Raw genomic sequence first — 12,250 nt, 5'->3', positions numbered from 1 at the left:
GAGCAACCTAGTATTTTCCAATTTTTTTTGAAAGTCATCGCACACCTCGCCTCTTTCCGTTTGCGCGCCACACCGTAAAGTCGCTTCATCGGCAGGGACGACTTCAATGATGGATTTCGCTATTTTCTGGGACTGGCTGAGCTTTGCCGTGCGCTGGCTGCACGTCATCACCGGCATCGCCTGGATCGGCTCGTCCTTCTATTTCGTCGCGCTTGATCTCGGTTTGCGCCAGCGACCGGGCATGCCTGTCGGCGCCTTCGGCGAGGAGTGGCAGGTGCATGGCGGCGGCTTCTATCACATCCAGAAATACCTGGTCGCGCCGGCCGAGATGCCGGAACACCTCACCTGGTTCAAATGGGAATCCTACGCCACCTGGCTGTCCGGCTTCGCCATGCTGTGCGTGGTCTACTATGCCGGGGCCGACCTGTTCCTGATCGATCCCAACGTGCTGCCGATGTCTGTGCCGGTCGGGATCGTCCTGTCGATGGCGACGATCGGCGTCGGCTGGGTGGTTTATGACCTGCTCTGCCGTTCGCCGCTGGGCAAAAGCGATACAGGCCTGATGCTGGTGCTCTACTGCGTGCTGGTGTTCATCGCCTGGGGACTGACCCATCTGTTCACCGGCCGCGCCGCTTTCCTGCATCTGGGCGCCATCACCGCCACGATCATGTCGGCCAATGTCTTCATGGTCATCATCCCCAACCAGAAGATCGTCGTTGCCGACCTCATCGCCGGCCGCAAGCCGGATCCGAAATACGGCAAGATCGCCAAGCAGCGCTCGCTCCACAACAATTACCTGACGCTGCCGGTGCTGTTTCTGATGCTGTCGAACCATTACCCGCTGGCGTTCGGCACTGAGTTCAACTGGATCATCGCCTCCCTGGTGTTCATCATCGGCGTGTTGATCCGCCACTACTTCAACACCGTGCACAAGCGCGCCGGCAACCCGCACTGGACCTGGCTGGGCGCCCTTGTCCTGTTCCTCATCATCGTCTGGTTGTCCACCGTGCCGAAGGTGTTGACCGGCGAACCGAAGGCGTCCGCCTCGGCGCAAGTCTATATCGCTTCGGCCCATTTCCCGGCCGTGCGCGACACCGTGCTCGGCCGCTGCTCGATGTGCCATTCACAGGAGCCGGTCTACGAGGGCATCTACCATGCGCCCAAGGGCGTGATGCTGGATACAGACGCCGGCATCGCCGAGCATGCCCGCGAGATCTATCTGCAGGCCGGCCGCAGCCATGCCATGCCGCCCGCCAATGTCAGCCAGATCACCGACAAGGAGCGGGCGCTGCTGGTGGCCTGGTTCGAAGGCGCGGGGAAATAAGCATGACATCGACACTTCTGCGTGGCCGCACGCTGTCCTTCGTGCGCTGGCCTGAAAGCATCGATGATCATTCCGCCTGGCGCTACGAGGAGGATGGCGGCCTGCTGATCCACGACGGCGGGATCGTCGCTGCGGGCGCTTACGTCGATGTTGAAAGGAAGGCAGGCGAGACAACGAGAAGGATTGATCACCGGCCGCATCTGCTGCTTCCGGGCTTCATCGATGCCCATGTGCATTTCCCGCAGATGCAGATCATCGCCTCCTACGGCGCGGAACTGCTCGATTGGCTGAACGCCTACACTTTCCCGGAGGAGACGAAGTTCGCCAATGCGCAGCATGGCCGGCGCGTCGCGCGGCTATTCCTCGACGAGATGGTGCGCCACGGCACCACGACGGTTGCCGCCTACTGTTCCGTGCACAAGGCCTCCGCAGAAGCTTTCTTCGCCGAGTCGCATGACCGCAACATGCTCAACATCGCCGGCAAGGTGATGATGGACCGCAACGCGCCCGATGGCGTGCTCGACACGCCGCAATCGGGCTATGACGACAGCAAGGCGCTGATCAAGGAGTGGCACGGCAAGGGCCGGCAGCTTTATGCCATCACCCCTCGCTTCGCGATCACCTCGTCGCCGGAGCAGATGGAGATGGCCGGCGCGCTATGCCGCGAATACCCCGACCTGCACATCCAGACGCATCTGTCGGAAAACCATGCCGAGATCGCCTTCACGCAGGAGCTTTATCCGTGGTCGCGCGATTACACCGACGTCTATGAGCATTACGGGCTGTTGGGTAGAAAGAGCCTGCTCGGCCATTGCATCCATCTGTCGGAGCGGGAAGCGGACGCGCTTTCGGACAGCGGCTCCGTAGCCGTGTTCTGCCCGACCTCGAACCTTTTCCTCGGCTCCGGCCTGTTCGATTATCAGCGCTACCGCACCCGCGATAAAGCCCTCCGCATCGCCGCCGCCACCGATGTCGGTGGCGGCACCAACTATTCCATGCTGCGCACCATGGACGAGGGCTACAAGGTGATCGCGCTGAACGGCGAGAAGCTGAACCCGTTCCAGTCCTTCTGGCAGGTCACGCGCGGCAACGGCGAGGCGCTGTCGGTGGCGCAAAGGATCGGCACGCTGGAGGAAGGCACCGATGCCGATATCGTCGTGCTGGACGCCAGGGCGACGTCGTCGATGCGGCTCAGGATGGAGACCGTCGAGACGCTGGCGCAGGAACTCTTTCTCTTGCAGACGCTGGGCGATGATCGCGCCGTGCGCGAGGTCTATGTGGCGGGTCGGCCGGCAAAAACCGATCTGGCAATTTAGAACGTGACGGCGCGTTCCTTGCTTGACCCGGGCTTGACCCAGCGGCAACCATCCGTCAAAGCGTGCGGCGACGTTGAAAGGGGAACGACATGGCCGTTGCCGAAGACATCGCTCTGATCAAGAGACAGGAGGAAGCCCTTGTCTTTCCCGCCTTCGACGAGGCGGTTGCGTTCAGTGTCGGGTCCGCGATCCGCGACAGGGCGCTCACCGAGAATCTCCCGGTCATAGTCGACATCAGGACCTTCGACCGGCCGCTGTTCTACGCCGCCATGCCGGGCTCGAACGCTTCCAATCCCGACTGGGCGCGGCGCAAGATCAACGTCGTCAAGCGGTTCCTGAAAAGCACTTACCGCATGGTGCTGGAACAGCAGCGCCCCGACCGCACTTTCAAGATCGGCGAGGGCCTGGATATTGCTGACTACGTGCTGGCCGGCGGCGGCTTTCCCGTCACGGTCAAGGGTGTCGGGGTCATCGGCGTCATCGCCGTCTCCGGGTTGCCGGAGCGCGAGGATCACGGCGTGGTGGTCGATGCGCTGTGTAATCATTTGGGCCTCGACAAGCGCGAACTGGTATTGCCGCCGGAAGAAAAATCGTGACATCGGCGCCGCCCCTCATCCGCCTGCCCGTCCTTCGCAGCAGCTGCGCTGTAGCTGCTGCGGGTGGAAGTGAAACGCTCCACCGCTGGCTATCCCCCTATGCCCGTTCTTCACGGGGAGAGGGTCGGGGTGAGGCGCAACGTCAGCTCTGCAAGAATGCGCGAAACGCTGCTGGCTGCCGGATATGACCATTCTCGATCCCAAATCCTTCCTCACCTCCATCTTCAACGCCGCCGTCGCCGCCGCCGATCCGGAAAAGACCATCCGCTATCATTTGCCGGTCAGGCCCAAGGGCCGCACCATCGTGATCGGCGCCGGCAAAGGCTCGGCGCAGATGGCGGCGGCCTTCGAGAAAGCATGGGACGGCCCGCTCGAAGGACTGGTCGTCACCCGCTACGGCTATGACGCGAAATGTGAGCGCATTGAGATCATCGAGGCGGCGCATCCGGTGCCGGACGCCGCCGGGCTCGAGGCTTCGCGGCGGCTGCTCGGGAAGGTGCAAGGGCTGACCGCCGACGATCTGGTGGTGGCGCTGATTTCCGGCGGCGGTTCGGCGCTGCTGCCGTCACCGGCAACCGGCCTGACATTGGCCGACGAGATCGCCGTCAACGAGGCGCTGCTGGCGTCGGGCGCGCCGATCGCGGCGATGAACACCATCCGCAAGCATCTTTCCACCATCAAGGGAGGCCGGCTGGCCGCCGCCGCCTGGCCGGCCAAAATGGTGTCGCTGGTTGTCTCCGATATTCCCGGTGACAATCCGGCGCTGGTCGCATCCGGCCCGACCGTTCCCGACACCGGCAGCCGGGCGGATGCGCTGGCGTCGATATCAGCCTACGGCATGAACCTGCCGGCCTCGGTCATGGCGCATATCAATTCACCGGCCGCCGATGCACCAATTCCCGGGGATGAGCGCTTTTCGCGCAACGAGGTGCATCTGATCGCCTCCGCCGGCGTGTCGCTCGAAGCAGCCGCAGCGGAAGCGAGCCGACAGGGCATGGAAGCTGTCATTCTCTCGGATGCCATCGAGGGCGAAGCCCGCGAGGTGGGCGGGGTTCACGCGGCCATCGCGCGCGAAGTAGCGACACGCAATCGGCCTTTCTCAAAGCCGGTGCTGATCCTGTCCGGCGGCGAGACCACGGTGACGCTGCGTGCCAAGGGGAAAGGCGGCCGCAACTCCGAATTCCTGCTCGCCTTCGCCATCGGCATCAATGATGTGAAGGGCATTCACGCCCTGGCCGCCGACACCGACGGCATCGACGGCTCGGAGGACAATGCCGGCGCCTTCGCCGATGGTTCCACGGTCGCGCGCATGCGCGCGGCCGGCATCGACGCCAAGGCGATGCTGGCAGGCAACAATGCCTGGACGGCTTTCAACGCGGTCGGCGATCTGTTCGTGCCCGGTCCGACCGGCACCAATGTCAACGATCTCAGGGCCATCCTGATTCGCTAATCGTTTGGATCAGGCAGCCATCAGCCGCTTCACCTGCTTCATGTCGTCAAGGAACCGTTCTCGCTCGGCCTCCTTGTCCGCACGGTCACGGATGCGCAGGATGAAGGATGGATGGATGGTGATGAACACACGCATGCCATCTTCCCGCTCGATCGCCTGGCCGCGCATCTTCGTCACCGGAACCGCCTTGCCGAGCAGCGACAATGCCGCCGTTGCGCCAAGCGCCACGGCAAGGTTCGGTTTGATCAGTCCGAATTCCTGGTCGAGCCACCAGCGGCACGCCTGAATCTCGCCGGCGTTCGGCTTGGAATGAATGCGACGCTTGCCGCGCGGCTCGAACTTGAAGTGCTTGACCGCATTGGTGACGTAGACTTTCTGGCGGTCGACCCCGGCGTCGTCCAGTATGGCGTCGAACACCCTGCCGGCCGGGCCAACGAAGGGAGCGCCGGCGAGATCTTCCTGATCGCCGGGCTGCTCGCCGACGAAAATCACCTTGGCGCCGTCAGGCCCTTCGCCGAACACGGTCTGCGTCGCATCGCGCCACAGCGGGCAGCGGTGGCAAGCCTTCGCTACCTCACGCAGCTCCGAGATCGAGGTGACATCTGGCAGTGGCTCGTCGGACGGCCCGGAAATGCGCCTGGCCGGCCTCTTCGCTTCATGCGTTTGGCCTGTGGTCGCCATCATCCTGTCCTGTCGGTTCTGACACTGAAATGGACGGGAAGGGCGATGGTTCCTCCGAGGGCTCAGACCTCGTGCAGATAGAGGTGATAGTCCAGCTCGCTGACCGTGCGCGCCACGCGCAGGTATTCGGACTGCTTGATCGCCACGAAGGTGCGGTGCAGGTCTTCGCCAAGCGCGGCTTTGAGGAAGCTGGACGCTCTGGCCGCCTCGATCGCCGCGCGCCAGTCGACCGGCATGGTCGTGCGCGTCACCGCCGCCTCATAGCCGTTTCCGGTCGTCTCGGGGCCGGGGTCGAGGCCTTCGTCGAGCCCTTTGACGATGCCGGCAAGCACGGTTGCCGCGATCAGATAGGGGTTGGCGTCGACGCCCGACGGCCGATGCTCGATGCGCCGGTTCCTGGCGTCGCCCGCCGGCACGCGCAGCGCCACCGACCGGTTGTTGACGCCCCAGGTCGGCGCCACCGGTGCATAGGATTGGGAGACGAAGCGCCGCCAGGAATTGGCGTGCGGCGCAAACACCAGCATCGATTCCGCCATGGTCTGGATCAGGCCGCCCAGCCCGCGCAGCAGTGGCAGCGACCAACTCTCGCCACCGGCCTCCGAAAAAACGTTTCGGCCAGCCTTGTCCTGCAGCGAGACGTGGAAATGCATGCCGGAGCCGGCATATTTCTCGATCGGTTTGGCCATGAAGCAAGCGGTGACGCCATGGCGGCGCGCCTGCGCCCGAACCAGCCGCTTCAGCATGACGAGGTCGTCGGCCGCCCGCATCACATCCTTGCGGTAGTTCAGCGTCAATTCGTACTGGCCGGGCGCATATTCGGAAATCACGGTCTCGGCCGGAATGCCCTGTGCCTTGGCCGCGGCATAGATGTCGGTAAACAGCGGCTCCATGCCGTGCAGATGGTCGACCGAGTAGACCTCGGTCTTGCCCGAGACGCGGCCATCCAGCACGGCGTGCGCCGGCTGCACCTTGCCGTCGCTGTCGCGCTCATTGGCGAGGAGAAAAAATTCGAGCTCGAAGGCGCCGGCCGGGTACAGCCCCTTGGCCGCCAATATGTCGACCTGCCTTGCCAGCGCCAGCCGCGGGTCCGATGACATCGGCGCGCCGTCGAGATGATACATCGCCATCAGCACCTGGCCGCGCGGCGGGTTGGTCCCGTGGAGCGGCACCAGCGTGCCAGGAATCGGCCAGGCGCGCAGATCGCCGTCGCCGGTGGTCCAGATCAGCCCGGTCTCGTGCACGTCCTCGCCGGTGATGTCGAGGCCGAGGATCGAGATCGGCATGTGCCGGCCGCCTTCGAAGATGGCTTTCAGCTCGTGCCGGCGCACGATCTTGCCACGGCCGACGCCGTTGGCATCGGTCAGCACGATATCGAAGGCTTCGATCTCAGGATGGGCGTCGAGAAAGGCCTGCGCCTCGGTGGGCGTCGAGCCCGAAGGTGAAGTCATGATGGAGCCCGGCCTGGCTTGCGCGCCTGTCTGTTGGGTGGCTTGTCTCATGCCGCAAGCTCCGCCGCAACTGCGCCGAAGGCGGTGATCAGCCGGTTGACCTGGGCGCCAGTGGTCGCCGGAGAGATCAGCATCATATTGTGGAAGGGCGCGATAAGCACGCCGCGATTGACCAGCGCGACATGGATGGCGGCTTCGAGTTCCGGCGCGTGCGCGGCCTCCGCCTCCGCCCCATTGCGCAGCGGGCCCGGCGCGCAGATGAATTCGACGCGGGCGCCGACGCGGGCGACATGCCATGGCAGGCGGTAGCGGTCGATGACCGTGGTCAGCCCGGCATCGAGCCGCCGCGCCAGATGATCCATGCGGTCGTAGTTCTCGGCCGTCATCACTTCTTCGAGCGCGGCGCGCATCGCGGCGAATTGCAGAGGATTGGCCGAGAGCGTCGTGCCCATGCCGGAATAACCCGGCTCTTTCGTCCTGTTGTAGTCGGCGTAGCGCGAGGCAACCTCTTCGCTCATGCCCCATACGCTTGCCGGTACACCACCGGCGATCGGCTTGCCTAGCACGAACAGGTCCGGCTCCAGCCCGTATTTCGCGGAATAGCCGCCCGGTCCGGTCGAGATCGTATGCGTCTCGTCGATCAGAAGCAGCGTGCCGGCCGCGCGGGTCAGCTTTCGCAGCGCCTCGTGGAAACCGGGATCGGCCAGCACCATGCAGGAATTGGTCAGCACCGGTTCGGCGATGACGCAGGCGACATCCTTGTCCCTGAGCGCTGCCTCCAGCGCGGCAACGTCGTTGAACTCGATGACCTTGGCCGTGCGGGTCAGGTCGCGGAATTCTCCGGACAATCCGGGCCGGTTGGCCGGCTTGCCGTCGATCAGCCGCACCATCGTCTCGTCGACAGAGCCGTGATAACAGCCGTTGAAAACCAATATCTTTTCTCGCCCGGTGACGGCGCGGGCAACGCGCAGCGCGAAGCGGTTGGCATCGGTCGCCGTCGTGGCGATCTGCCAGAACGGCAGGCCGAAGCGCTGTTGCAGCAGCGGTCCAATGGCGAGCGCATCTTCCGAAGGCAGCATGTATGTCAGGCCGCGTCCGGCCTGCCGGCGGATGGCGCGCGCTATCGCCGGCGGCGAATGGCCGAACATCGATCCGGTGTCGCCGAGGCAGAAATCGTCGAGCCTGTTGCCGTCGATGTCGGTGATCGTAGCGCCTTTGGCGCTCTCGACCAGGATCGGAAACGGCGTCGGCCAGTCGTTCATCCAGTGCATCGGCACGCCACCGAAGAAGCCGGGCAGGCCGTTGCCGGCCTTGGCCTGCGATTTCGGCCGCGCCTTGCGGAAGCTGGCGCCTTCGGTATCCCGCAATGCGGCAATGCGGTCGCGGCTGACGCCGCCAATGGACGTGTGGGCGCTGTGCATGAAACCCCTCTTTGGCGCAGTAGTGGAGTAGTGGGGTAGGCGCTCAACGGCCCGGATGCTCTAAACCCGCTCCCATATTGCCCTACTCCCCTACTCCCCTAACCCGTGATGTCGATAACGCCGCAGTCGCCGGCGGCACTGCCGAAGGCGATGCGCCGTTCCTCCCTGTCCCACATCATCGAGGTGATGGCGCCCTTGCCGGGGCGGCGCAACAGCACTTCCTTGGCGTCGGAAAAACGCACCGCCATCACCATGCCGTCCTCATAGCCGATGGCGACGACATCCTGGCTCGGATGGCAGGCGACTGAGGTCACCATCGCATTGCCGCGCGTACCGAGTTCCAGCGGCGCCTTGCCCATTGGCCCGTCCTTGCCTGAAAACGGCCAGACGATCGCCGCCGGCGCGCCGGAACTCGCCAGCCACTTGCCTTTCACGCTCCATGACAGGCTTCTGACCTTGGCGGGATAGCCGCTCATGCGCATGTGCTTGCCGTCCGCCAGCTTCCAGCCGTGCAACGCGTTTTCCTGCATGGTGGTGACCAGGAAGGCGCCATCCGGCGAGAAGGTGATGCCGGTATGGGCGCCGGCCCATTCGAGCTCCACCGGCTTGCCCTCGGCGGCCGGGAAATGCAGCGTCGCGCCATTGTAGCGCGCTACGCCGAAGCGCATGCCCTTGGGCGAAAATGCCAGCCCCTCGACCGAACGCGGATGGGCGAACTCTTTTGTGCGGCCGTCGGCAAAGCGCACATAGGCGGTCTTGCCTGTAGCGTAGGCGATGGCACCTTGCGGGCCAGCGGCGACGCTGGTGACCCACTTCTTGCCCGCGCTCGCCAATTCCTTGGCCTCGCCGCCCGCTTTCACCGCAAACACCTTGCCGTCTTCGCCGCCGGTGAGCAGCCGGTCATTGGCGGCATCGTGGAAGGCCGCGAGCAGCCCGTCATTGGCCTGCACCGTCTTGTGGCCATTGTCGAGCCGATGGACGGTGCCGTCGGCCAGCGCGAAATGCGGCACGTCGCCGAGGAAGACGGCGGCAAGGCAATGGCCTTCGAGATCAAGCGGGGCGACGGTCGGCATGTAGGACAGGTCCATTCCAGATTGTTGCTGGTCGTCTCGGGAGCCGCCAGCAAGGCCCCACCCTCTCCCGCGAGGGGAGAAGGAAGAGCGGGCAGCGCTACCGCCATAAAGTCCGGAAATCAAGCGGCCTGGCAGGCCTCGAAGCTCTTCTTCAGCCGTTCGGCGTCCAGTTCGCGACCGATGAACACCAGCCGGCTCTCATGCTTCTCGCCGTCTTTCCAGGCGCGCTGGTGGTCGCCCTCGATGATCATGTGCACGCCCTGGATGACGTAACGCTCGTCGTCGCCCTTCAAGGCGATGATGCCTTTCAGGCGCAGGATGTTCGGCCCCTCCATCTGGGTGACCTTCTCGATCCAGGGGAAGAATTTCTTCGGATCCATCTCGCCCCCGCGCAGCGAAACCGACTGCACCGTGACGTCATGGATGTCGGATGGGTGCGCGTGATGGTGGTGCCCATCGTGGTCATGATCGTGCCCGTCATGATCGTGGTGGTGATGATCATGGTGGTCGTCATGCGCCTCGAGGAAATGCGGGTCGTTCTCCAGCGCCCTGGACAGGTCGAAGGCGCCGCGGTCGAGCACTTCCGACAGCGCCACGCCGGCGCGGGTGGTGCGATGGATCCTTGCGGCCGGGTTGATGGCGCGGATCGTCGCTTCCACCTTGGCGAGTTCTTCTGGTGTGACGAGGTCGGTCTTGTTGAGCACGACGACGTCGGCGAAGGCGATCTGGTCCTCGGCTTCCTTGGAATCCTTCAGCCTGAGCGGCAGGTGCTTGGCGTCGACCAGCGCCACCACGGCGTCGAGCTTGGTCTTGGAGCGCACGTCGTCGTCCATGAAGAAGGTCTGCGCCACCGGCACCGGATCGGCGAGACCCGTGGTCTCCACCACGATGGCGTCGAAGCGGCCGGGCCGGCGCATCAAGCCCTCGACGACGCGGATCAGGTCGCCGCGCACCGTGCAGCAGACGCAGCCATTGTTCATCTCGTAGATTTCCTCGTCGGATTCCACGATCAGGTCGTTGTCGATGCCGATCTCGCCGAATTCGTTGACGATGACGGCGTAGCGCCTGCCGTGGTTTTCCGACAGGATGCGGTTGAGCAGCGTCGTCTTGCCGGCGCCGAGATAGCCGGTCAGAACGGTTACGGGGATCTGCGTCTGTGCGTCGCTCATGGCTTGCCTCGAATGGATGGGCCTTGAAAGATTTCGGCCTCGAAAGGGATTGTCGGCTCCATATAGGATGCGCGGCGGGCTTTTGCACGAGGCAAACCGCGAATGGCTGCGGTCCAATCCATAGGCCAGCGTCTCGTCGAACTAGGCGGCTGGCGGCGCCCTGCAGGCCATGCAGTACCGGTGCGCAAAAAGAGCCTGTGGACGGCCACGGCGGGCCGATCCACCGCAATCGCTTTCGCGAAAAGTCGTTTGTCATCTAACTGAAATAATCATCTGGCATTAGCCACGGCGGGTACCGCAATGCTTGCCGGCAAAGCTGTTTCAGGCGCCGGAATCTTTTTTGATCGTCGATTGCCAACCGGCCGGCTGCGTCTATGCTGCCCGCACCGGTATGGCCGAAGAGGGATGACCATGGCCAAGGCGGACAAGACTGCGACAATGAGCCGGCTGCATTCGGCGGCAAGGCTGGCAAGAACAGCGCTTGCGGCACGGCTGCTGGCGCATGGCTTCTATGCCGGCCAGGACCAGATCATGCTGGCGCTCGACCGCGAGGACGGCCAGACCCCGGGCAATCTGGCTGGCCGGCTCGGCGTGCGCCCGCCCACCATCACCAAAACCATCAATCGGCTGCAGGCACAGGGCTTTCTGCAAAAGCGCGCCTCCGACGCCGATGCCCGCCAGGCGCATATCTTTCTCACCGACACCGGTCGCGAGACCATCCGCGCCATCGAAAAGTCGGTGAAGAAGACCGAAAAGCAGGCGCTGAAGGGCCTCGACAAGAAGGACCAGAAGGCACTGTTCAAATTTCTTGCCCGCATCGAGGCCAATCTTTCGAACGAAGACCTGGCCTTGATCGACGACGACGCCGAGTCGGACGACTGACCGCCGGTTGCGGTGATCAGGCCACCGCGGCGGACCCACGGATCAGCGAAGACCAGCGTCCCGGCGTCATGCCGAATGCCTTCTTGAATTGCCTGTTGAAGTGGCTTTGGTCGCTGAAACCGGCCTCGGCCGCGATCTGTGCCAGCGGCTCGCCGGCGGCGATCATGCGCCGCGCGCGCTGAAGCCGGCGCATCAAAAGGAAACGATGCGGGCTGGTGGAGAAAGCGGCGCGGAAATGCCTGGACAAGGCATAGCGGTCGAACCCGGTAACCGCCTCCAACTCGTCGGATCGCACGGGCCGGGCAGAGTTTTCCGTGAGATAGTCGCGCGCCAGAGCGGCCGCCCGCCAGGCCGTTCCCGGCACCGCTCTCGCCGGCTGGCCGGCATGGCGGGCGAGCCCTTGCAGCAGTTGCGCCAGGAAGTCGGCGACGAACAGCTCGTCGAGTTCCTCCTCCAGTGGACCCAGCGCCGAAAGCAAGGTCGCGCGCAGGCGTTCGTCCGCCACCACGGCTTGCCTGACGAAAGGCAACGATGCGCCACCGAGGCAGTCCAGCATCAGCGACGGTTCCAGATAGAGGATCCTGTAGCGCAGCCTGTCCTCGGTTCCCGTGCCGCCATCATGCAGTTCGTCGGGATGCAGGACGATGATCTGGCCGGGCAGGCTATGCCGCGCGGCCCCGCGATAGCGAAAGCTCTGCACGCCTTGCAGCGTCACCCCGATCGCATAGGTGTCGTGGCGATGCAGGTCGAAGGCGCTGCCGTGGAATCGCGCCTCGATGCGCTCCATGCCGGCGGGGTCGCGGGCGGCAATGATGCAGTTTTCCGCAGCCTCCGCGCACAAACGTCCAAGACCCTGGAACGCCTGGCTGCCTAGATCGAGCGACATCGCT

At 64.3% G+C, this 12,250-nt stretch carries 11 protein-coding genes; 5 read left to right on the top strand and 6 right to left on the bottom strand.

Features of this window, described 5'->3' with window-relative positions; genetic code table 11:
- The first annotated feature begins 106 nt into the window (after positions 1 to 106).
- The 4 genes from FJ443_RS12335 to FJ443_RS12320 all read left to right on the top strand — a co-directional run bounded on the left by FJ443_RS12335 (position 107) and on the right by FJ443_RS12320 (position 4,686).
- Entirely contained in the window at positions 107 to 1,324 is a 1,218-nt protein-coding gene (locus tag FJ443_RS12335) for a urate hydroxylase PuuD (protein WP_140501161.1), read from the top strand.
- A gap of 2 nt (positions 1,325 to 1,326) precedes the next feature.
- Positions 1,327 to 2,640 (top strand): guanine deaminase, encoded by a 1,314-nt coding sequence (gene guaD, locus FJ443_RS12330; protein ID WP_140664218.1) that lies wholly within the window; start codon positions 1,327 to 1,329, stop codon positions 2,638 to 2,640.
- A gap of 89 nt (positions 2,641 to 2,729) precedes the next feature.
- The gene (locus tag FJ443_RS12325; protein ID WP_140664215.1) at positions 2,730 to 3,236 is read left to right on the top strand and encodes a heme-degrading domain-containing protein; all 507 of its coding nucleotides are present in this window, start codon (positions 2,730 to 2,732) and stop codon (positions 3,234 to 3,236) included.
- A gap of 184 nt (positions 3,237 to 3,420) precedes the next feature.
- Positions 3,421 to 4,686: a glycerate kinase gene (locus tag FJ443_RS12320; protein WP_140525599.1), complete on the top strand. Its 1,266-nt coding sequence runs from the start codon at positions 3,421 to 3,423 to the stop codon at positions 4,684 to 4,686.
- 9 nt (positions 4,687 to 4,695) lie between these two features.
- Here FJ443_RS12320 and FJ443_RS12315 read toward each other — a convergent pair whose 3' ends face one another.
- The 5 genes from FJ443_RS12315 to FJ443_RS12295 form a co-directional block, all read right to left on the bottom strand.
- Positions 4,696 to 5,433 carry a UdgX family uracil-DNA binding protein gene (locus FJ443_RS12315; RefSeq protein WP_224647248.1) on the bottom strand — a complete coding sequence of 246 codons (738 nt, stop codon included), beginning with the start codon at positions 5,431 to 5,433 and terminating at the stop codon, positions 4,696 to 4,698.
- On the bottom strand, positions 5,430 to 6,815 hold the full coding sequence (locus FJ443_RS12310; protein WP_140664249.1) for a glutamine synthetase family protein: 1,386 nt from the start codon (positions 6,813 to 6,815) through the stop codon (positions 5,430 to 5,432). Before FJ443_RS12310 ends, FJ443_RS12315 begins: the two co-directional genes overlap by 4 nt.
- Positions 6,816 to 6,862: 47 nt before the next feature.
- Positions 6,863 to 8,236 (bottom strand): aspartate aminotransferase family protein, encoded by a 1,374-nt coding sequence (locus FJ443_RS12305; protein ID WP_140664212.1) that lies wholly within the window; start codon positions 8,234 to 8,236, stop codon positions 6,863 to 6,865.
- A gap of 98 nt (positions 8,237 to 8,334) precedes the next feature.
- Positions 8,335 to 9,309: a WD40 repeat domain-containing protein gene (locus tag FJ443_RS12300; RefSeq protein WP_140664209.1), complete on the bottom strand. Its 975-nt coding sequence runs from the start codon at positions 9,307 to 9,309 to the stop codon at positions 8,335 to 8,337.
- Between the two features lie 119 nt (positions 9,310 to 9,428).
- Entirely contained in the window at positions 9,429 to 10,478 is a 1,050-nt protein-coding gene (locus FJ443_RS12295) for a GTP-binding protein (RefSeq protein ID WP_140580609.1), read from the bottom strand.
- Positions 10,479 to 10,889: 411 nt separating this feature from the next.
- On the opposite strand from FJ443_RS12295, the gene FJ443_RS12290 reads away from it, so the two are divergent.
- Complete coding sequence (locus FJ443_RS12290; RefSeq protein ID WP_140525594.1) at positions 10,890 to 11,360, top strand: MarR family transcriptional regulator; 471 nt, start codon at positions 10,890 to 10,892, stop codon at positions 11,358 to 11,360.
- Positions 11,361 to 11,376: 16 nt separating this feature from the next.
- Here the strand turns inward: FJ443_RS12290 and FJ443_RS12285 are convergent, their stop codons facing one another.
- Positions 11,377 to 12,246: an AraC family transcriptional regulator gene (locus tag FJ443_RS12285; protein ID WP_140664206.1), complete on the bottom strand. Its 870-nt coding sequence runs from the start codon at positions 12,244 to 12,246 to the stop codon at positions 11,377 to 11,379.
- Positions 12,247 to 12,250: the final 4 nt, after the last annotated feature.

The organism is Mesorhizobium sp. B2-6-1, from assembly GCF_006440475.1.
Classification (GTDB): domain Bacteria; phylum Pseudomonadota; class Alphaproteobacteria; order Rhizobiales; family Rhizobiaceae; genus Mesorhizobium.
The sequence above is the reverse complement of the archived record's forward strand: the minus strand, read 5'-3'. Positions and strand labels throughout refer to the sequence as shown.

Excerpts from the sequence above, each read along its gene's own strand:
- FJ443_RS12335 (WP_140501161.1), top strand. The coding sequence starts at position 107 with ATGATGGATTTCGCTATTTTCTGGGACTGGCTGAGCTTTGCCGTGCGC.
- guaD (WP_140664218.1), top strand. The coding sequence starts at position 1,327 with ATGACATCGACACTTCTGCGTGGCCGCACGCTGTCCTTCGTGCGCTGG.
- FJ443_RS12325 (WP_140664215.1), top strand. The coding sequence starts at position 2,730 with ATGGCCGTTGCCGAAGACATCGCTCTGATCAAGAGACAGGAGGAAGCC.
- FJ443_RS12320 (WP_140525599.1), top strand. The coding sequence starts at position 3,421 with ATGACCATTCTCGATCCCAAATCCTTCCTCACCTCCATCTTCAACGCC.
- FJ443_RS12310 (WP_140664249.1), bottom strand. The coding sequence starts at position 6,815 with ATGACTTCACCTTCGGGCTCGACGCCCACCGAGGCGCAGGCCTTTCTC.
- FJ443_RS12305 (WP_140664212.1), bottom strand. The coding sequence starts at position 8,236 with ATGCACAGCGCCCACACGTCCATTGGCGGCGTCAGCCGCGACCGCATT.
- FJ443_RS12300 (WP_140664209.1), bottom strand. The coding sequence starts at position 9,309 with ATGCCGACCGTCGCCCCGCTTGATCTCGAAGGCCATTGCCTTGCCGCC.
- FJ443_RS12295 (WP_140580609.1), bottom strand. The coding sequence starts at position 10,478 with ATGAGCGACGCACAGACGCAGATCCCCGTAACCGTTCTGACCGGCTAT.
- FJ443_RS12290 (WP_140525594.1), top strand. The coding sequence starts at position 10,890 with ATGGCCAAGGCGGACAAGACTGCGACAATGAGCCGGCTGCATTCGGCG.
- FJ443_RS12285 (WP_140664206.1), bottom strand. The coding sequence starts at position 12,246 with ATGTCGCTCGATCTAGGCAGCCAGGCGTTCCAGGGTCTTGGACGTTTG.